The sequence below is a fragment of the Halpernia sp. genome, from assembly GCF_048269545.1.
In the GTDB taxonomy this organism is placed as follows: domain Bacteria; phylum Bacteroidota; class Bacteroidia; order Flavobacteriales; family Weeksellaceae; genus Halpernia.
Window position 1 is genome coordinate 41,889 of the sequence record NZ_JBLXIJ010000008.1, and the last position, 19,799, is coordinate 61,687.

At 29.6% G+C, this 19,799-nt stretch carries 20 protein-coding genes and 1 tRNA gene; 12 read left to right on the plus strand and 9 right to left on the minus strand.

Annotated features, from left to right (window positions below; translation table 11 throughout):
- Positions 1 to 10 precede the first annotated feature (10 nt).
- From ACN0WB_RS09745 to ACN0WB_RS09765, 5 genes are all read left to right on the plus strand, one after another.
- Positions 11 to 1,852, plus strand: coding sequence for a lysophospholipid acyltransferase family protein (locus ACN0WB_RS09745; RefSeq protein ID WP_417431255.1), 1,842 nt, complete (start codon positions 11 to 13; stop codon positions 1,850 to 1,852).
- A gap of 91 nt (positions 1,853 to 1,943) precedes the next feature.
- Positions 1,944 to 2,016 (plus strand) — tRNA-Phe (locus ACN0WB_RS09750).
- Positions 2,017 to 2,212: 196 nt separating this feature from the next.
- Positions 2,213 to 3,388: a thioredoxin family protein gene (locus ACN0WB_RS09755; protein WP_417431257.1), complete on the plus strand. Its 1,176-nt coding sequence runs from the start codon at positions 2,213 to 2,215 to the stop codon at positions 3,386 to 3,388.
- Positions 3,389 to 3,390: 2 nt separating this feature from the next.
- Positions 3,391 to 3,996: a DUF3575 domain-containing protein gene (locus ACN0WB_RS09760; protein WP_417431259.1), complete on the plus strand. Its 606-nt coding sequence runs from the start codon at positions 3,391 to 3,393 to the stop codon at positions 3,994 to 3,996.
- The gene (locus ACN0WB_RS09765) at positions 3,997 to 4,200 is read left to right on the plus strand and encodes a hypothetical protein (protein WP_417431261.1); all 204 of its coding nucleotides are present in this window, start codon (positions 3,997 to 3,999) and stop codon (positions 4,198 to 4,200) included.
- A gap of 6 nt (positions 4,201 to 4,206) precedes the next feature.
- On the opposite strand, the gene ACN0WB_RS09770 is transcribed toward ACN0WB_RS09765, so the two are convergent.
- Positions 4,207 to 5,403 carry an exo-beta-N-acetylmuramidase NamZ domain-containing protein gene (locus ACN0WB_RS09770; protein WP_417431263.1) on the minus strand — a complete coding sequence of 399 codons (1,197 nt, stop codon included), beginning with the start codon at positions 5,401 to 5,403 and terminating at the stop codon, positions 4,207 to 4,209.
- Positions 5,404 to 5,407: 4 nt separating this feature from the next.
- On the opposite strand from ACN0WB_RS09770, the gene ACN0WB_RS09775 reads away from it, so the two are divergent.
- The 7 genes from ACN0WB_RS09775 to ACN0WB_RS09805 all read left to right on the plus strand — a co-directional run bounded on the left by ACN0WB_RS09775 (position 5,408) and on the right by ACN0WB_RS09805 (position 12,533).
- Positions 5,408 to 6,634 carry an ABC transporter permease gene (locus ACN0WB_RS09775; RefSeq protein WP_417431265.1) on the plus strand — a complete coding sequence of 409 codons (1,227 nt, stop codon included), beginning with the start codon at positions 5,408 to 5,410 and terminating at the stop codon, positions 6,632 to 6,634.
- Between the two features lie 212 nt (positions 6,635 to 6,846).
- Positions 6,847 to 7,827, plus strand: coding sequence for a PLP-dependent cysteine synthase family protein (locus ACN0WB_RS09780; protein WP_417431267.1), 981 nt, complete (start codon positions 6,847 to 6,849; stop codon positions 7,825 to 7,827).
- A 336-nt stretch (positions 7,828 to 8,163) separates the two neighbouring features.
- A complete protein-coding gene (locus tag ACN0WB_RS09785) occupies positions 8,164 to 8,499 on the plus strand; it encodes a PadR family transcriptional regulator (protein ID WP_417431269.1) in 336 nt (111 codons plus the stop codon).
- Between the two features lie 4 nt (positions 8,500 to 8,503).
- Complete coding sequence (locus tag ACN0WB_RS09790) at positions 8,504 to 10,183, plus strand: PspC domain-containing protein (protein WP_417431271.1); 1,680 nt, start codon at positions 8,504 to 8,506, stop codon at positions 10,181 to 10,183.
- Positions 10,184 to 10,557: 374 nt separating this feature from the next.
- Positions 10,558 to 11,124, plus strand: a complete 567-nt coding sequence (locus tag ACN0WB_RS09795; RefSeq protein ID WP_417431273.1) for a 1-acyl-sn-glycerol-3-phosphate acyltransferase — start codon at positions 10,558 to 10,560, stop codon at positions 11,122 to 11,124.
- Position 11,125: 1 nt separating this feature from the next.
- Positions 11,126 to 11,548: a PaaI family thioesterase gene (locus tag ACN0WB_RS09800; RefSeq protein WP_417431275.1), complete on the plus strand. Its 423-nt coding sequence runs from the start codon at positions 11,126 to 11,128 to the stop codon at positions 11,546 to 11,548.
- A 1-nt stretch (position 11,549) separates the two neighbouring features.
- Positions 11,550 to 12,533: a chorismate-binding protein gene (locus ACN0WB_RS09805; RefSeq protein ID WP_417431276.1), complete on the plus strand. Its 984-nt coding sequence runs from the start codon at positions 11,550 to 11,552 to the stop codon at positions 12,531 to 12,533.
- Here the strand turns inward: ACN0WB_RS09805 and ACN0WB_RS09810 are convergent.
- The 8 genes from ACN0WB_RS09810 to ACN0WB_RS09845 all read right to left on the minus strand — a co-directional run bounded on the left by ACN0WB_RS09810 (position 12,523) and on the right by ACN0WB_RS09845 (position 19,765).
- Positions 12,523 to 12,720, minus strand: coding sequence for a hypothetical protein (locus ACN0WB_RS09810; RefSeq protein WP_417431278.1), 198 nt, complete (start codon positions 12,718 to 12,720; stop codon positions 12,523 to 12,525). The genes ACN0WB_RS09805 and ACN0WB_RS09810 overlap by 11 nt on opposite strands.
- Before the next feature lie 9 nt (positions 12,721 to 12,729).
- On the minus strand, positions 12,730 to 13,326 hold the full coding sequence (locus tag ACN0WB_RS09815) for a MarC family protein (protein WP_417431280.1): 597 nt from the start codon (positions 13,324 to 13,326) through the stop codon (positions 12,730 to 12,732).
- A gap of 43 nt (positions 13,327 to 13,369) precedes the next feature.
- Complete coding sequence (locus tag ACN0WB_RS09820) at positions 13,370 to 15,103, minus strand: BatD family protein (protein WP_417431282.1); 1,734 nt, start codon at positions 15,101 to 15,103, stop codon at positions 13,370 to 13,372.
- The gene (locus ACN0WB_RS09825; protein ID WP_417431283.1) at positions 15,103 to 15,834 is read right to left on the minus strand and encodes a tetratricopeptide repeat protein; all 732 of its coding nucleotides are present in this window, start codon (positions 15,832 to 15,834) and stop codon (positions 15,103 to 15,105) included. Before ACN0WB_RS09825 ends, ACN0WB_RS09820 begins: the two co-directional genes overlap by 1 nt.
- A gap of 107 nt (positions 15,835 to 15,941) precedes the next feature.
- Complete coding sequence (locus ACN0WB_RS09830) at positions 15,942 to 16,949, minus strand: vWA domain-containing protein (protein ID WP_417431285.1); 1,008 nt, start codon at positions 16,947 to 16,949, stop codon at positions 15,942 to 15,944.
- A gap of 56 nt (positions 16,950 to 17,005) precedes the next feature.
- Positions 17,006 to 18,007 carry a VWA domain-containing protein gene (locus ACN0WB_RS09835; RefSeq protein WP_417431393.1) on the minus strand — a complete coding sequence of 334 codons (1,002 nt, stop codon included), beginning with the start codon at positions 18,005 to 18,007 and terminating at the stop codon, positions 17,006 to 17,008.
- Positions 18,000 to 18,896, minus strand: a complete 897-nt coding sequence (locus tag ACN0WB_RS09840; protein WP_417431287.1) for a BatD family protein — start codon at positions 18,894 to 18,896, stop codon at positions 18,000 to 18,002. Before ACN0WB_RS09840 ends, ACN0WB_RS09835 begins: the two co-directional genes overlap by 8 nt.
- Positions 18,897 to 18,901: 5 nt before the next feature.
- A complete protein-coding gene (locus ACN0WB_RS09845; protein WP_417431289.1) occupies positions 18,902 to 19,765 on the minus strand; it encodes a DUF58 domain-containing protein in 864 nt (287 codons plus the stop codon).
- Between the last annotated feature and the right edge of the window lie 34 nt (positions 19,766 to 19,799).

Here is a 19,799-nt window from a genome sequence, read left to right on the forward strand (position 1 = left end):
CTAATAAATTATGAGTTTAATTTCTAAGCAAGATTTAATTTCCGCGGCAGGTTTGCATAAAATTGGATTTTTAAAAAATCCTATTGCAGCAGCTATTATGAAATTAACAAAAATTGACGAAGTTAATACCATGTACGAAAAATTGCAACATCTAAAAGGCAAAGAATTTTTTGATGCTTGGGTTGAATATAGAAATTTGAAATATATTGTTTTTGCAGAAGATTTAGCAAAAATCCCGAAAACAGGACCTTTTATTGTTGTAAGTAATCATCCACTGGGAGCCATTGATGGCGTTTTGATGATTAAAATTATAATGGAATTAAGGCCAGATTTTAAAGTAATGGGAAATTTTCTTTTAACTAAGATTGAACCCATGCAACCTTACGTAATTTCTGTAAATCCATTTGAAAATAGAAAAGAAGTTTATAATAGCGCAACAGGAATGCGCGGCGCTTTGCAACATATCCAAAGCGGCGGCTGTCTCGGTATTTTTCCTGCAGGAGAAGTTTCTAATACCAATAATGAATTTGGAGAAATTTTAGATCGTGAGTGGGAAAAAACAGCTTTGAAATTAATTAAAAGAGCAAAAGTTCCAGTTGTTCCAATGTATTTCCATGCAAAAAATAGTTCTCTTTTTTATAAATTATCAAAAATACATCCCAATTTACAAACATTGTTGCTTCCGTCAGAAATGATGAATAAAAGGGAAAAACCAATCAGAATAAGAATTGGAAAAGCAGTAAGTGTGAAAGTTTTAGATGAACATGAAGATATAACGGAATTTGGAAGTTATTTACGAAACAAGGTTTATCGTTTAAAATCATACTATGATAAGAGAAAAAGTTTAATTGATGTTTTAAAATTACCAAATCTAGCATTGAAATTTCCGAATTTAAAATCGGCAAATATTGTTCAAAATATTATTGATGAAACGCCACAGGAAGATTTAATAGCCGAAATAAAAAAACTGAAAGAGCAGGAGAAAATGCTTTTTGCTAATGGAAATTATGAAATGTTTTTTGCTAAGTATGAAGATATCCCGTCCATAATGCGAGAAATTGGAAGACAGCGAGAACTCACTTTTCGTGCCATTGGAGAGGGAAGTAATTTACCATTTGATTTGGACAAATACGATCAATATTACCATCATTTATTTCTTTGGGATAATTCCGATCAAAAATTAGTGGGTGCCTACAGAATGGGATTGGGAGGAGAAATTATGAAAAAATATGGTGTTGATGGATTTTATACTAGTTCATTATTTGAGTTTGATTTAGAACTTCAACCTTTTTTCCGTAAAGTTATAGAAATGGGACGTGCTTATATTTCAAAAGAATATCAACAAAAACCTTTGCCACTTTTCCTTTTATGGCGCGGAATAGTTCATGTTTGTCTTAGAAATCCGGAGCATAAATTTTTAATGGGCGGCGTAAGTATTTCAGATAAATTTTCAGAATTTTCTAAATCTTTGATGATAGAATATATGCGCTCTCATTATTATGACTCAGCTGTAGCACAATATGTTCATCCGAAAAATGAATTTAAAGTCATTTTAAAAGAACGGGATAAACATTTGTTTTTTGAAGATATAGATTCGGATCTTAACAAATTAGATAAAATTATTGATGACTTAGAACCTGAAATGCGTCTTCCTGTTCTCATAAAAAAATACATTAAACAAAACGCAAAAGTAATTGCTTTTAACGTAGATCCAACATTTAATGATGCGATTGATGGATTAATGTATATTAGAATAAGTGATTTGCCAGAAAGCACTATTAAACCTGTTTTAGAAGAAATGAGTGAACATTATAGAAGAGAGCAAGATAATATTGAAACTGAAAATCAGTAGGTTTAGCAATTTTGTTTAAAAAATGTCACAAATGATTTGGGACTTAGTATAAAAGTTTTTATTTTTGCACCACTTTAAACAACAAAGTAATGGTTTCTTAGCTCAGTTGGTAGAGCAATGGACTGAAAATCCATGTGTCCCTGGTTCGATCCCTGGAGAAACCACAAAACATTCGTTTAAACACAATCCTCACATTTTTATAATGTGAGGATTTTTTTCAGTTTTGTTCTAAATCTATTCTGTATTTACTGTCGTAAGTAGATTTAAAAGAAGTTTATTTTGCCATCTTTTAACATTATTTATAAGAAAACAAAGAATAAAAGAAAAAATAATTTTTAACTTCGCAACCTAAAATAATTAATGAAAAATATAAAATATCTCCTATTTCTGTTTCTTTCACTACAAGTGTTTTCTCAAGAAAGTATTAATTTTTCTAATAAACCTTTTGCAGAACTTTTAGCTCAAGCGAAAAAAGAAAAAAAAATAATTTTTTTAGATGCTTATGCTTCTTGGTGTGGACCTTGTAAATTATTAGAAAAAAATATTTTTCCTAAGCCCGCTGTAAAAGATTTTTTTAATAAAACATTTATCAATACACATATTGATATGGAAAAAGGGGAAGGTCCAGAAATTGCCAGAAAATATATGATTCATTCATATCCAAGCCTTTTATTTATAAATGGTGATGGAGAAGTGATACAGAAAGCTTTAGGTTATATGGATGAAGAATCTTTTTTGGAATTAGGCAAACAAGCAGGAAATCCTTTAAATGCTGAACAATCACCTAAAGCATTATTTGAAAAAGGAGAAAGTGACCCAGAATTTTTAGAAACAATTATTAAAAATAATGCCAATTCAGATTATGAATTTGCCAAAAAAGCAGCTGAAAGATATTTATCTTTAAAAAATGGAAAAGACTTATCAAAAGATGATATTTCCTATATTTTATATTTCATAAAATCTGTAAAAGATCCTAATTATAAAATTTTTATAAATCGAAAAGAGGATATTTTAAAGTTTATTCCGTTGGAAACTTATACACAATTTGATCAACAAATTAAACTTTCCGAAGTTTTAGAAACAGCAGTTAATCTAAATGATGGAACCATTAATGAAGATTATTATTTTAAAAATGCGATACCGATTGTTGGGAAAATTGAAGCAGAAAACGCTTTGAACCGTTTGAAAATAATGCTTTATCCACAAACAGGAAATTTCGTAGGATATGAAAAAGCGGCTTTAGAATATTATAAGGAACCAGATAATTTTCAAGCTTCAGAATTAGATAAAGCAGCGTGGATTTTTAGTCAAAACATTACTAACAAAGATTCTCTTAATCAAGCGAAAATATGGGCAGAGAAATCTGTAATGAAAGGTGAAAATGCAGATAATACTTATATTTTAGCCACGCTTTATCAGAAAACTGGAGATTTAGAAAAAGCAAAATCTTTTGCAAAAATGTCTTTGGATATTTCTAAACAATCGGGGAAAGATTCGAGTTTAGCAGACGCTTTATTAAATGAATTAAACAAATAAAATTGAGAAAATTTAGTTTTTTAATTTTATTTTTCATTTTTTTAAATTTCTTTTCACAAGAAACAAAACTGATTTATGTAAAAGCGAATGCTTTGTTTTTACCTATTGGAATTTTAAATGCAGGTTTAGAATACCAATTATCTCAAAAATATACTTTACAGGGAGATGTATTTATTTCTCCTTGGAAATCTTTTGCAGGTCATGAATTGCAATATTATTCAGTTTCTTTTGAAGGAAGATATTATTTTAAAAAAGCATTAGAACATTGGTATATCGGTGCAAATATTTCTACTGCAGCATTTAATTTGCAAAAATGGTCTTATTGGGAGAAAAGACCTTATATAAATAGCAATAATGAAGTCTTTGAAAATTCCAATCTATTTCAGAAGGGATTTTCTGTTTTAGTTGGTGCTACAATTGGGTATCAATTTAAATTGTCTGAGAATTGGAATGTTGATTTGTACGCAACTGCAGGAACATCACAGGATTTTTACAAAGGTTACGATCGCATAACTGGGAAACGATATGATGGAGAAAATACACTTAATAAAAGTGGTGAATTTCTTCCTTACCGAGGCGGATTAATGATTGCCTATAAAATTAGATAAATGGACATTAAAAGTAAAAAATATTTCATTCTTGCAGTTCTCACTTTCATTATTTTATTTTTAATGAATTATATCGGAAGTACTTATTCAGACAGACTTTCTCGTGCTTTAATGACGGCTATCGCAGGAGTTGTAGGATTAACAATTGGAATGTGGTATATAAATAGAACTAAAAAAAATGATACTTTTCATGATTTTGATTAATTAAAACTAGTCCTCATAAATCACATATTTCTCTCTAATTTTCTGAAATTTTTCCAAATCTTTTTGCCAAGACTTTTTGATTTGCGCTTCCGGAATTTTCGCAATAATTTGTTTTCTCAATTCATCATTTCCTGCTAATTTATCTATCCAAAGGTTTTTCAAGAAAAAACTTTCTTTTGGGTTTTTGTAATCTGCATAAGCTTTTATCAACCATTTTAAATTTATTTCTCTTAAATCTAAATTCTTTTTTGATAAATTTTCGCCATAACAAACTTTTCCATTTAGAAACGGATCTTTTGCACCATCACTCGGTTTTGGTGTAAATTGATACGGCAAATCTTTCGTCCAAGGCGAACCATAAATTTGAAACGGCAAATCCGTTCCACGTCCAACTGAAACTTGAGTTCCCTCAAAAAAACAAAGCGACGGATATAAATTTATTGAAATTGCATTTGGCAAATTTGGAGACGGTTTTTCTAAAATTTCATAACGCTGTTTCTTATGATAATTTTGCATCGGTATTAATGTATATTTCGCTTGAATACCGTTTTTCAACCAGTGTTCTCCATTTACCATTTTTCCATATTCACCGATTGTTAAACCATAAACTACAGGAACTTCATGCAAACCAACAAAACTGGAAAATTCTTTTTTTAAAACTGGGCCATCAATAAAACCATCATTTGGATTTGGTCTGTCTAAAACAATCACTTCTACATTATTTTCCGCCGCAGCTTCCATTAAATAAGATAAAGTAGAAATATAAGTGTAAAATCTCACTCCTACGTCTTGAATGTCAAAAACCACAATATCAATTCCTTTCAACTGTTCAGGTTTTGGTTTTTTATTATCGCCATAAAGTGAAATTATTGGTATTCCAGTCTTTAAATCTACTCCATTTTTTACGTGTTCTCCTGCATCTGCATCACCTCGGAAACCGTGTTCTGGCGCAAAAATTCTTTTAATATTAATTTTATTCTTAATTAAAAAATCTACTAAAAAAGTTTTATCATTTAATAAACCAGTTTGATTCGTAAGAACTGCAATATTTTTATTTTTTAAAAGCGGAAGATAAAGTTCTGGTCTATCCGCTCCAGTTTTGAAACAGTTTTTTTCTAAATTTTGTGCGTTAAAAATTGAAGTGAAGCCAAAATAAATTAGGCAAATCAGAAGTAAATCTTTAATTTTGAGTCTTAAATTCATTTTATTGAAATTTCCATTATATTTTTCTAAAAAAATAGCGTTTTCCAAAGATAATAAAAATAATCTCTCACGGGTAATTGTCTTTATTGGTAGGCTTTCTGTAGCTTTAGGAATAATCGTTTCGCTGATAACTGTTTCTACAGGATTGGGTTCTAAAAAAGCCATCAAAGAAAGATTGGCGGATTTTAGCGGACATATCTCTATTAAATCTACACGCTCTAATTCTTCTTATAATTCAACAATTTTAGATAAATCTTTTAATATAAAAAAAATAAAAAATTTATCAGAGGTTGAAAGCACTCAGAAATATGCAACAGTAAGCGGAATTCTAAGAACCAAAGATAATTTTGCAGGAATCATTTTTAAAGGAGTGGGAAAAGACTTTGATGCAGAACGCTTTAAAAATTTTTTAATTGAAGGTGTTTCGCCAAAAATTTCAGAAGTTGGTTATAGTAATGAAATTGTAATTTCAAAAAAAATTGCTTCAGATTTACATTTAAAATTAAAAGACAGTATCGTTGCCATTTTTTCCAAAGAAAATAAAAGTCCAATTTATCGGAAGTTTGAAGTGGTCGGAATTTATAAAACCGATATTAAAATGATTGATGATTTATTCATCATTGGTGGAATTAATCAAGTGCGAAAAATTCAGGAAATGGGACCAAATGATATTGGTGGAATGGATGTTTTTCTAAAGAACATTAATAATATCAACGAAGTTTTTCCTAAAGTGGAAAAATTAATTGGTTTGAAAAATTACGCCGAAAAAGCGACAGATAAATATCCGGAAATTTTAGAATGGATTAATATTTTTGATGTCAATATTGCTTTAATAATTGCGATAATGTTAATTGTAGTCGTCATTAATATTATTATGGTTCTCTTAATTTTAATTATTGAACGCACTAATTCCATTGGAATTTTAAAAACTTTGGGTACAAATAACGGACAAATTCGATCCATTTTCATTAATTATACTTTGCTCATAATGATTCCAGGAATTGTAATTGGAAATGTTGTGGGAATAGGTTTGTTACTTCTCCAAAAATATTTTGGAATCATTACTTTAAATCCGGAAAATTATTATGTAAGTGTCGTTCCTGTTGATTTAAATCCAATTTATTTTTTTATGATCTCTTTTGGAATTCTTTTTGTTTCGGCTTTGTCATTAATTTTACCGAGTTTTTTGATTAGTAAAATTTCACCTGTGAAAGCGATTAAGTATGATTAGATATTAGACATTAAATTTGTAATTGAGATATTGGATTTTTTAATAAAGTTTTTAGATTGAGTGATCTTTTAACTTTAACTCATATTCATCCATTCAACTATAATCTAACTTTTTTACTTGTCCCATATTTTCGTAAATTTGCCACCGAAAAAGTTGCTTATCTAAAAGTATTGTGATATCAATTAACAATGCACTTTTTCAAAAAATATTGTATGAAATACGCAGAAAATATATTAGAAACCATTGGTAACACACCTTTGGTGAAATTAAATAAAGTTTTGGGAGAAGATTTCCCTGCTTTAGTTTTAGCAAAAGTTGAAACTTTTAATCCAGGAAATTCTGTGAAAGACAGAATGGCGGTGAAAATGGTAGAAGATGCAGAAAAAGATGGACGCTTAAAACCGGGTGGAACTATTATTGAAGGAACTTCCGGAAACACAGGAATGGGTTTGGCTTTAGCCGCAATTATAAAAGGTTACAAATGTATTTTCGTTACAAACGCTAAACAATCTAAAGAAAAATGTGATATTCTACGCGCAATGGGTGCAGAAGTTATCGTTTGTCCAACGGATGTAAAACCTACAGATCCGAGATCTTATTATAGTGTTTCGAAACGTTTAGCTGAAGAAACTGAAAATGGATGGTACGTCAATCAATACGATAATTTATCTAATCGACAAGCGCATTATGAGCAAACCGCACCCGAAATTTGGGCACAAACCGAAGGAAATTTGACACATTTTGTAGTAGGAGCAGGAACTGGAGGAACAATTACAGGGTGTGGAAAATTCTTCAAAGAAAAAAACGAAAATATTCAAATTATTGGAGTGGATACTTTTGGTTCTATCTTAAAAGAATATCACGATACAGGAATTTTGGATTTAAGTCACGCTTATACTTATATCACAGAAGGAATCGGCGAAGACATTATTCCTGAAAATTTTGATATGAATGTAATTGATCATTTTGAAAAAGTAACCGATAAAGATGGCGCAATTTACGCGAGAAAATTAGCAAAAGAAGAAGGAATCTTTTGTGGTTATTCTGCAGGAAGTGCGATTTCTGCTTTAGTTCAAATGAAAGATCAGTTTACAAAAGATGATATAATTGTAGTGCTTTTACATGATCACGGTTCTAGATACGTTGCTAAAATTTATAATGACGATTGGATGAAAGAACAAGGTTGGTTGTAAAAAATTAAATTTAAAAAAAAGCATTTTTAATCTAAAATTTAAACTTTCAGTGGCAAAACTGAAAGTTTTTTTATTTTTTAATAAATTTAATAAAAATTAATATAACTGATAATCAATTAATTACTTATTATTTTAAAATATTTTACTACTTTGTATTGCATAATACTAATTTAATTACATATCTTTGCATAGTACAATTAAGATAGAGTCTATTTAATTTTTAAAATTTATTAACAATAACCAAATTATGAAATCGCCATTTATAAAATATATAAACAAATACAAATTTAGACGGACGATTACATTTGACCTTAAAAACAAAATAAATAATTACAAATGAATACAGAGAACACCAAAGCGCAAATGCGGAAAGGCATTCTAGAGTTCTGTATTTTGAGCCTTATTGATCATCGTGAAATGTATGTTTCCGATTTGATAGAGGAACTGAAAAAAGGACACTTGGATGTAGTGGAAGGAACACTTTACCCACTTCTTACCCGATTAAAAAATGCAGAATTTCTTTCCTACAGATGGGAAGAATCAACCGGCGGACCGCCAAGAAAATATTATCAGATTACTGAAAAAGGCAAAAGCTTTCTTGCTGAACTTCAAATAACCTGGACGGAACTTACTGTTTCCGTAAACAAAATAACAAAACCTTCAAATATTTAATACCATGAATAAGACACTCTCAATAGGACTTGCTGGTTTTTCTTTTACAATAGAAGAACACGCGTATATAAAACTCAGCGATTATTTAGCAGCGCTTAGAAATACTTTAGATGCAAACGAAGCAGATGAAGTAATGCACGATATTGAAATCCGTATGGTGGAAATTTTCAAAGAATCTCTTGGTAAAAGAGAAGTGATTAATGATGAAGATGTAGAAAGAGTAATTGCCCAAATTGGTGCTCCAGAAAAAATTGAAGAGCAAGAACAGGCTTATTATTCTGAAAATTCTTCAGCAAAAAAAGAAGAAAAATCTTCACACTTTAATGGACAAAAACAACTTTTCAGAGATCCAGAAAAGAAGAAAATTGCCGGTGTTTGTGCAGGTTTAGCGCAATATGTTGGTTTAGATATTACAGTAATGCGTATTATTTGGGTCGCGGTATTTTTAATTATGATTCCTGCAGCTGGAAGTGCACTTTTAATTGCATTTTTATATGGAATTCTTTGGTTGGTTCTGCCTGAAGCAGAATCAGCTGCAGATTTTCTGAAAATGAAAGGCAAACCAATTAATTTTGACAATTTAAAAGAAGAATCAAATAAAATTGTAAGTTTTGCAAATGAATCTAGTGAAAAAGTTGGACAATTTTATAACGCCAATAAAGGAAATGTAGAATACGCAGGATCTGCAATTTGGAACGCTTTCCGATATATTTTAGGTGGAATTTTTGGATTAATGGGTATCGGTTGTCTTATTGGATCTGCAGCCATATTTGGTTCTACTTGGTTTAGTGACAGTGCTTTGAATCTCTCTGGAAATTTTGGATTTTATTTAGAAGATTATAATTTAAAATATTTAATCACCGGATTTGCTTTTCTCTCTACATTTATTCCAGCGATTATATTTTTCCTTTTAGCAATTAAATTAATTTCACCAAAAACAACTTTGAAATTTACAGGATATGTTATCGGTGCATTGGTTTTCTTATGGATTGTGCTTTTGGCAACTATTGGTTTTTCCGCTGCACGATATAACTCACAATATTCTGGTGATAATGAAGAAACGCAGAATATTGCGATTAATACAACGTCCGACAGTCTTTTTGTAGATGTAAAAAAAGTAGAAATTTCTTCTAATTTTAAATCTTATTGGGATAATATTTATTCTGACAAAAAAACAGTTTTTAAAAGAGATTATCCATCAATAGATGTAACTCACAAAGATGTTTCTGCACCTTATTTAGTGATTAAGAAAAATGCAGAGGGATATAATATTCCTTTAAAAATGCAAGTTCCGGTAGAAATACAAAATAATAAAATTTTATTTCCTAATTATATTTCTTATCCATATAGCTATAGATTACGCGATTACGATGTAAACTATGAACTTGTAGTTCCAAAAAATATGAAAGTGATTGCATTAAATGAAGAACGCGGATTTTCTTTAGATGACGATTATGATAAAGATGACGATAATTCCGATAATTCTGCTAATATTAAAATAAATGGAACAACAATAAATATTCCGTCAGATGATGCAGATTCAATTATTATAAATGGAAAAAAAGTAGGAAAAGATGAAGCAGAAAACTATGTGAAAAAAGTAATTTTAAGTCCAAAGGATTTAAGAAACATAAAAATTGACGTAGATAAGGATAAAGCACATATTGATATTAAAACAAAATAACCTGAGAGTGGATGAGTAAAAGTGAATGATCTTTTAAACTAAATTATACATTCACTTTTCTCGCTCTCAAATTATTATTAAATATTAACAAAACTTTATGATGGTTTGTAATTTCAAATTATTATCTTCGTTCCGTTAATTTTAAATTAAATTAATAAAAAGAAAAAACTATGGTACAGCTCGTTTTAGATATCGTTCTCACAGTAGTGAATTTCATTACCAGTTTATTTTAACCAAAATCATATACTTAATATTTGTAGTATAACCACATGTTGGTTATACTTTTTGTTTTTAAAATTATATGAAACCATGTTTAAAAAACAATAAAATGCCAAATAAAAAAATGGCAATCAAAGAGAAATAAAAATATAAATATGAAAAAATTAATAGGAAAATTAGGTTTAAAACTTCTCGGCTGGAAAGTTGTTCTTGATGGAGATGTAGATAATTTAGATCGTTGTATTTTAGTTGTCGCGCCACACACCGCTAATTTGGAATATATTTTAGGAAACTTCGCCTATTGGTCTTTAGGAAAACCTTTAAAAGTAATTATAAAAGATCAACATACAAAAGCGTGGTATGGTTTTGCAATTAAAGCAATGGGTGGAATTGGGATTGATCGTTCACAAAAAAATGATCTCGTTAATTTTGTTTGTGATCAATTTAAAAAAGAAGATTTTAGCCTAGTTATAACACCAGAAGGAACCAGAAGTTGGGTTACAAGATGGAAAAAAGGATTTTATCATATGGCGATTAAAGCACAAGTTCCAATCGTTTTAGGTGCAGGTGATTTTGGTAAAAAAGAAATCCATTTAGGCAAAATAATTTCTGTTAACGATTTGGAAACACGTACTTACGAAGATATTATGTCAGAATTAGAAGAGTATTACAATAAAATTACACCTGCAGTTCCGGAAAATTGGAATCCCAAAATATATTAATATGACAGAGCAAGAAAAACAAGAAACATTAGATTTTCTTAATAATTGGGGAAATGGACTTTTAGCAAAAAATCTTGGAATTCTTTTTACACAACTTACTGAAGATTCACTTTCCGCAACAATGCCTGTGACCGAAAAAGTACATCAACCTTTCGGAATTATGCACGGAGGAGCAAGTTGCGTTTTAGCTGAAACTTTAGGTTCTTGTTTGTCTAATGTTTTTCTGGATACCGAAAAATTTTACGCAGTTGGAACCAATATTAATTCTAATCACCTTCGAAGTATAAGTAAAGGAACGGTTACAGGAACTGCAAAATTCATTAGAAAAGGAAAAACAGTGCATGTTTCAGAAATTAAAATTCGTAATGAAAAAGGGGAATTAATTAATTACACCACAATGACAAATAACGTGATTGCAAAATAAAATGCCTCCTCAAATTTTCTTTCGACTTCCGTTTTCTAAAGATATTTTCTTCAATGATTTAAAATCTGACTGTCAAAAAATTGGATTTACCAGTTTTGATTTATCAGAAAAATTAAATTTTAAAGGTGATTTCCAAAAAATTTCATCAGAAGATTTATTAGAGAAATCTTGGTTTTCTGACGATTTAAATTTCAAACTTGAGAATTTAAAGCAAGAATCTGAAACTGATTATTCAAAAAAAATTAGTGAAGTTATTTCTTTCATTACTGAAAATCAAATTCCAAAATTGGTCATTTCCAGACGAAAAATAATTGATTTAAAACAAAAGAAAATTAATCTTTCTCAAAGTTTTTTAAACTTAATAAAATCTTACAATAATGCTTTTGTTTACTTATTCAAAACTGAAAAAGAATCTTGGATTGGTGCATTTTCTGAGGTTTTAGGGAAATTTGATAAAGAAACTTCGGAGTTTGAAACCATGAGTTTAGCCGGAACTTTAGCTTTAGAAAAAGATTGGACTTCAAAAGAAATTGAAGAACAAAAAACGGTGAGTTTTTATATAGAATCAGTATTAAAAAAATATTCTAAAGAAACTGAGATTTCTGAAACAAAAGACCATATTTCAGGAAATATTAAACATCTAAGAACCGATTTTAAATTAAAAATTGAAAAAGAAAATTTAGAGAATTTAATTTTAAATTTACATCCAACACCTGCGGTTTGCGGAATTCCCAAAGATTTTTGTAAAAATGCAATTTTAAATTTCGAAAAAAAACCTCGAGAATTCTATGCAGGTTTTTGCAAAGTAGAAACTGAATCAGAAATTTATTTTTTTGTAAATCTGAGATGTGCAAAAATTTACAAAAATGCTGCAGAATTATTTGTTGGTGGCGGAATTACCGCGCAAAGCAATCCTAAAAAAGAATGGCAAGAAACAGAATTAAAATCTGAAGCAATTCTAAAAAATTTAGAATTTATTTCTTAGCAGTAGAAAGTTTACTCCAAGTATTTAAAACAAATACTATAAAAATTCCCACCAAACCAGCTGCAATAGAAAATATAAATGTTGAATTTTCTCCTGCAAAAAAACCAGCTTCCCAATTAATTACATAAAAATTGATTGCAATAAAAATTACAAAAAGAGCTAGAAATATTTTATAAACGGTTTTCATTAGATAATTTTAAAAATGAATATACTGACTGAATAGTTGCGCAAAGTTAGCGGTAAATAATTTAATAGCAATTGCTAAAAGTACAATTCCGAAAACTTTTTGTAAAACTTGTAAGCTTCCTTTTCCCATCTTTTTTTCAAGCCAAGTTGCAGATTTTAAAACAATATAAACGAAAATAGAGTTTAAAAGTATGGCGCAAATGATATTAATATCGTGGTATTCTGCGCGAAGAGAAAGAGTGGTAGTTAAAGTTCCTGCTCCCGCAATTAAAGGAAATGCAATGGGAATAATGGATGCAGAAGAACTTTCACCGGTTTTATTAATTTCAATTCCTAAAATCATTTCTAATGCAATTATGAAAATAACAAATGCACCCGCAATCGCAAACGAATTAACATCAACTCCAATTAATTTTAAAATTTTATCACCAATAAATAGAAATGCCATCATTAAAATTGCCGCCACAATGGAGGCTTTTTCTGCTTCTATATGTCCAAATTTTTGTCGCAACGATACAATAATTGGAATAGAACCCAAAATGTCAATTACGGCAAAAAGTACCATTGTAGCGGTAAGTGTTTCTTTCAAAGAAAATAATTCGAACATTTTGAATTTTTATTAATTTCGCAAAAATATAAATTATAAATGATTATTTTTCAATTTTAGAAAAGATATTTTTTAATTTTAGAAAAAGATTATCAATATTGTCTTCAGAATGTAAAGGTGCAAATTTTTCTATTGCTATTTCTTGGTTTAAATTTCTGAAATCTTCTGCCACTTTTTCACCATTATTTTGGGATAAATAATTTTGAAAAGTAGTATTGAAACGAAGTTGGCTGTTATTTTCTAACTCTTGGTGGAGATTTTCATAAGCTTTAAAAAATCCTTCAAAATCTTTTGAATTTTTTAATCTTTCTAAATAAATAATTTCCGTGTCGTAATCAATGGGCGTTTCTTTTTTTAATCTTTCTTCTGCTTCTTGAATATTTTCTATTCTTGAAATTGGTGTTTTTACGTGTTTGTGTTTTTTATGTTTTCTGCGTTTTTTCTTTCTATAAGCAAAAACAAAAAATGCCAATCCACCTAATATGATTAGATTTGCAAATATTATTTTATAATTTATTTCGTGTACTTCCGGGATTTTTAATTGTTCAGAAATCAGTTTAGGTGAACTTACCGTTTCTAAAACATTACTTGTATAATCATTCACTTTATCTAAAGTGCTTTTGGAATTATTGAGGTCTTCCGCCGTCATTGCAGCTATTAATAAAGTGTCAGAATTTAAATTCTCATACACGCTTTTTGTGGGTTCAAAAAAAGAAAAATCTTCCGTTTTTAAAGAGATTTGTCCATCTTTTTTGGGTATAACAATATATTTTAAAACGACATTTCCTTTAGAACCATTTTCTGAATTTTGAGTATTATAAATAATTTTTGGAGCGAAAAAAGTATAATCTGGTGAACTTTCAAGTTTTGGTAAATCCATAGAATGGAAATTTCCTTCTCCAGAAATCGTAATATCTGCGTGAAAAGGTTTGCCTACAATGTAATTTTCTGCTGCAAAAGTTTTAAAATTTATTTTAAATTTTCCAATAGCATTCTTGAAATTTTCTGGTGCATTTTCAGGTAATTTTTTTACATTTAAAAATACGTTATTTGATTTAAGTGTTGAATTTCCTGAACTTTTTTTCACAATTGCAGAAACAGCAGGAATTTCTACTTTGCCATTTTCCGTAGTACTTATTTGATAAACACCAATGATTTGGGAGGCTAATTTAGTAGTTGGATTTTGCTCAATATCCGATTTTTTATTATTAACTGGATGAAATTTCACACCATTAATTTGAGGTAATTTAATGTGATTTAGCTTTCTAAAATTATTATAATTTTTGCTGTAAGCTTTTAGAACTGCAATTGTAGGTTGGTTTTCATAAACATTACGATCTTTTATCTCAAGATTAATATGTAAATCGTTATCGATATCTTTTTTTGCAGCTATTTTTTTATCTGTTTCAGAAATAAAAATATCGAAGGGTTCTGTCTTGTAGATTCTGTCATTTACAGTCACAAGAGCAGAACCAATTTTTATTTTACCCGAATGCTTTGGCTTTAGAACAACTTGATAAATAATTTGATTTAGTTGTTGATTAATACTAGTATTTTGTTCAGAGGCCGTTCCAACTACATCAAATTTAGAAAAATCTGGAAGTTGAATGGGCGTTTGTTGCGTATATTCATTGCCATGGATTTCTAATATTATCGTTAATTTAATTTGTTGATTTTCTTGCAAATCACGAGTATCAGAAATTACAGCCAAATTCACTTGGGCGTGAACCGAAATGGCAGAAATTAAAAATAATATGTAACTAAGAAATTGTTTCATTACCAATCCTTCTCATTGCTTTGTGGCATTGAGTTTGCGTTTTTATTTAAAATTCTCCGAGCAGTTTCTCTTTCTTTGTTTTCTGAACGTTCTAAAATTGCTTTTTCTAAATCTTCAGGAATATTTTTTTCGTTTGTTTTTTTATTGGGTTGATTCCCATTTTCACCATTTCCGATTCTATTTTGGTTATTTCCACCAGATTTTTGTTGTGGCGTATCACCTTTTCCGTCTTCATTATTTTGGTTTTTATTTTGATTTTTACCGTTTCCTCCAGATTTATTTTTTTGGTTTTGTTGTTCTTTTTTTTCTTTTTCTTTCAATTTTGCAATTTGATAATTGCGTTGCGCACTTTCATTATAAGGATCTTGTTTTAAAGCATTTTTATAATATTCTGCGGCTTTCTCTGGTTGTTGAGTTTCCATGAAAGTATTTCCAATATTATATTGAGCAGCCATTTTATCCTGTAAAGTAGTGGCATTAGTTTCCGCTTTTTGATATTCTGCACGCGCTTCTTCGTACATTTTTCTTTTGTAAAAAGAATTGCCGAGATTATAATGTGCTGCAAAATCTTTGTCTTTTATTTTGGCAGCTTCCATAAATTTTGAAGACGAGCGTTCATAATTCTTTTTACCGAAAGCAGAATTGCCTTCGTAAACTAAAGAATTATAACTTTCTTGTGCGTTTAGAAATCCGCTAGAAATAAGAAAAAACACTAATAAATTTTTCACCATATTCATCAATGCAAAATTAATCTATTAAATGTTAAAGTTGCTTTCAAAAATAGTTAAATAAGGGTTAAAATATTGGTTTAAAAGCCATTTGCTCTTAAAATTTTATTTTAAATATTGAAATCCCGTTTTGGATTGAGTAGAAAAATTAAACTAAAAAAGAAAATTGAAATTCCCAAAGTATATTGATAATAATGTACTGCATTTTGAGAAGTAACAATACTTTCGGAAGAAGATGCGCTTTTTTCCAAAGCTGTTTTTATCGCAGAAGTTGCATTATCTAAATTATTTCCGTCGATAAAACTTCCACCCGTATTTTCAGCTAAATCTTTTAAAGCTTCAGTTTGTCTTTTAGAAATTACAGTTGCGCCGTTTCCATCTAATTTGTAACCCATTAATTGTCCAAAAATATATTCCGGAACTGGCGCTCCTTCTTCACTTCCAACTCCTACGGAAATTATTGAAATCCCTTCTTTTTTTGCAAGTTTCAAAGCATTTTCATCATTTCCTTCGTTATCTTCGCCGTCACTTATTAAAATTATTTTTCTTGAACCTTTTGGAATATTTTTAAATTTTTCTGAAGCAACTTGCATTGCTTTTAGAAAGTCTGTTCCTTGAGTGGGCATTACACTCGTTTCAATTCCATCAATATAAGTTGAAGCAGCATCGAAATCCTTTGTTAATGGCATAATTGAAGTAGCATCGCCTGCAAAAACTACAATTCCAACTTTGTCATTTTGCATTTTTTTAAGACTTTGAATCATCAAGTTTTTCGCTTCCGCTAATCGACTTGGTTCAATGTCTTGTGCGTTCATAGAATTAGAAACATCTAATAAAAAAATGACATTATTTACATTTTGTTTTGATTTTATTTCTTCTGTTCCACTTATAAAATCGACGATTGATAAAATTAAAAATAAACCTGCTAAAAGATAGAGTAGCGGTAAAATTTTAGAAAATCGGCTACTTTTTGTAAATAATTCCTTTTGAAATCTGGTTTCTGCAAATAAATTTTGACGCTCATTTTTCCATTTTATATATCGGAAAATAAGAATCCCAAACAGCGGCAAAAGCAGCAGCAAGAATAAATACCAATAATTTCCTAAAGTCCAATTCATAATTTCTTAAAATTCTAAATTCTACAACCTAAATCCTACAACCTAAAATCTATATCCTAATTTAAAGTTCTGTAAAAAGCCCATCTCAAAAGCGCATCAAAAAGCAAAACTCCCAAAGCAATCCAAAGAAATATTCTAAAATATTCTGTATAATTATAAAGAGTTGCAGTTTTAATATCCGTTTTTTCTAACTGATTTATTTCGTTATAAACATTTTCTAAACTTGTTTTTGATGTCGCTCTAAAATATTTTCCGCCAGTTAATTGTGCAATATCTCTCAAAGTTGGTTCATCAATTTCTACAGGTTGTTCAGTAAAAATTAAATCTCCAAAAACATCTTGATTGGTTGGAAAAAGTGCAAATCCATTACTTCCAATTCCAATAGTGTAAACTTTTATGTTATTGTTTTTTGCTAATTCAGCAGCGGTTTGTGGCGGAATTGCATTTTGAATATTATTTACACCATCCGTCATCAAAATAATAATTTTACTTTTTACTTTGCTGTTTTTTAGATGATTCACCGCCACAGAAAGTCCTTCTCCAATTGCAGTTCCTTGTATTAAAAATTCATTTGTATTTAAATTTGCAATTTCATCTTCAACAACTTCATGATCTGTTGTTAAAGGCACTTTTGTAAAAGCTTCCCCGGAATACGCAACCAAACCAATTCTGTCATTTGGTCTTTTTTCAATAAAATTTTTCGCAATTTCTTTAAGTGCAGTTAGACGATCTGGATCTAAATCTTTTGCCAACATACTGTATGAAACATCAACAGTTAACATAATATCAATTCCTTTTGAATCATCTCTATCTTGTGAAATAGTGAAAGTTCTCGGTCTTGCAATGGCAATTATTAGACAAAATAAAATTAGATATTTTGAAATTTTTAGAAAGAATAAAACCGGAATAATACTTTGATTCCGTTTCATGTTTTGAATGGAAGGTACTTTAATTCCGATTTTATTTTTCTTACTTAAATCCCTGAAAATTAATGGAATAAATAATAGAAACAAAAGCAGTAACCATGGACTGTAAAATTCAAAATTCCAGTTAAACATCGCTTCTAATATTTTCAAATTCAATATCTTTTGAAGAGCGTTTTACAAAATCTTTTATGTCGTTAAAATCAGCTCCCATTGTTTCTTTATCAGGAAAAGTTTTCGCAAATTTCACTAAATCTCCACGTAAAAAAATATCTTCTACAACCTTTTCATTTTCTTGCGAAATGGTATTATTTTGTTTCATAAAATCAATAAGATCATCGGTCAATAATACATTTGCAGGAATTCTATATTGTGTGCTAATAAAATTTCTCGTGATTTCTAATAATTCTACATAAAATAATCTGTAATTACCATTTTCAATATATTTTTTCTTTTTTAATAATTCTAAATCTTTCAATGTTTTATTACTAATCACTTTTGGCGTATTTTTCTCTCTTTTACTGTAGCGAATAAAATAATAAATAATAATAAATAATGCGATTAATGCAATCGCTCCCAAAACATAAAATTTATATAATTGCCAATAATCTTTTAACCCAAGTTTAACTTCCTTATTATTCATAATATCGCTAATCTTGTCGCCTTTTTTCGCAGTATTTATAACTTCAATTTCATAAGGAATGGTTTTGTAAGTGTTTTCACCAATTTTAAAATCGAGTGCAGGAATTTGAAATTTCCCTTCTTCAAAAACTGCAAATTCAATTTCTCTTGTATAATTATTTTGTTTTTTAATTATCTCATCTTTTGTTTCCTCTAAATGAAAAGGCAAAAGTTCATTTTTTGGTGCAGATTTCACGTCTTTTCCTTGCAGATTTTCAATGTTTATTTTGAGAACTGCAGGTTCGCCTAAAGCCAAAGTCGTTTTGTTTAGAGTAGAAGAAAGCGTTTGGGAAAAACTAAAAATCCCGAATAACAATACGCTTAAAAAGAATAATTTTTTCAATTGATTTACTTTCTTTGGAAATATTGGTATAAAATTTTAGAATAATCTTGCGAAGTATTGATGTTTAAAAAACTGGCGGAACTGTTCTCGAAATTTTCTTTAATATTTTTTATTTTTTGTTTTTGTTTTTCTGCAAAATCATAGCGCCATCGAACACTTGAAGTATTTGCCCAGATTTTTTTTCCTGTTTCTACATCTGTAAAATGTGCAAAACCAACGTCTGGAATTTCCTCATCTTTCTCATCAAAAATCCTCAAACCAAGCAGTTGATTTTTCTTTGCCGCAATTTTTACAATTTTTTCGCTGTACTCGTCTTCAAAATCTGAAAGTAAAAAAACAAGCGCTTTTTTCTTAAAAATATTCATCAAATATTCCAGCGCAACATCTATTTTACTCACCGCAGGAACATATTCTGCCGTTAAAATTGAACTTAAAATCGCCAAAATATGCTTTTTCCCTTTCTTCGGTGGAATCACTTTATAAACTTTATTGGCAAATAAAATTAAACCGACTTTATCATTATTTCCTGCGGCAGAAAAGCCTAAACTTGCCGCGATTTCTGCTACAAAATCTTTTTTAAGTTCGTTTCGAGTTCCATAATTCATTGAGGCAGAAATATCGACCAAAATCATCATCGTCAATTCCCTTTCTTCTTCCATCACTTTTACAAATGGTTCTCGAAAACGTGCGGTTTTATTCCAATCCATTCGTCGGATTTCGTCACCACTTTGATACGGCCGAACTTCCGAAAACGTCATTCCCTGTCCTTTAAAAGCAGAATGATATTGCCCCATAAGCGTAGATTCCGTTCTCCTGCGAGTTCGGATTTCAATCTGCTTTACTTTTTTTACAATATCTTTTACTTCCATTTTCAATGATATAAGGAACGCCGAAGCAAACCTT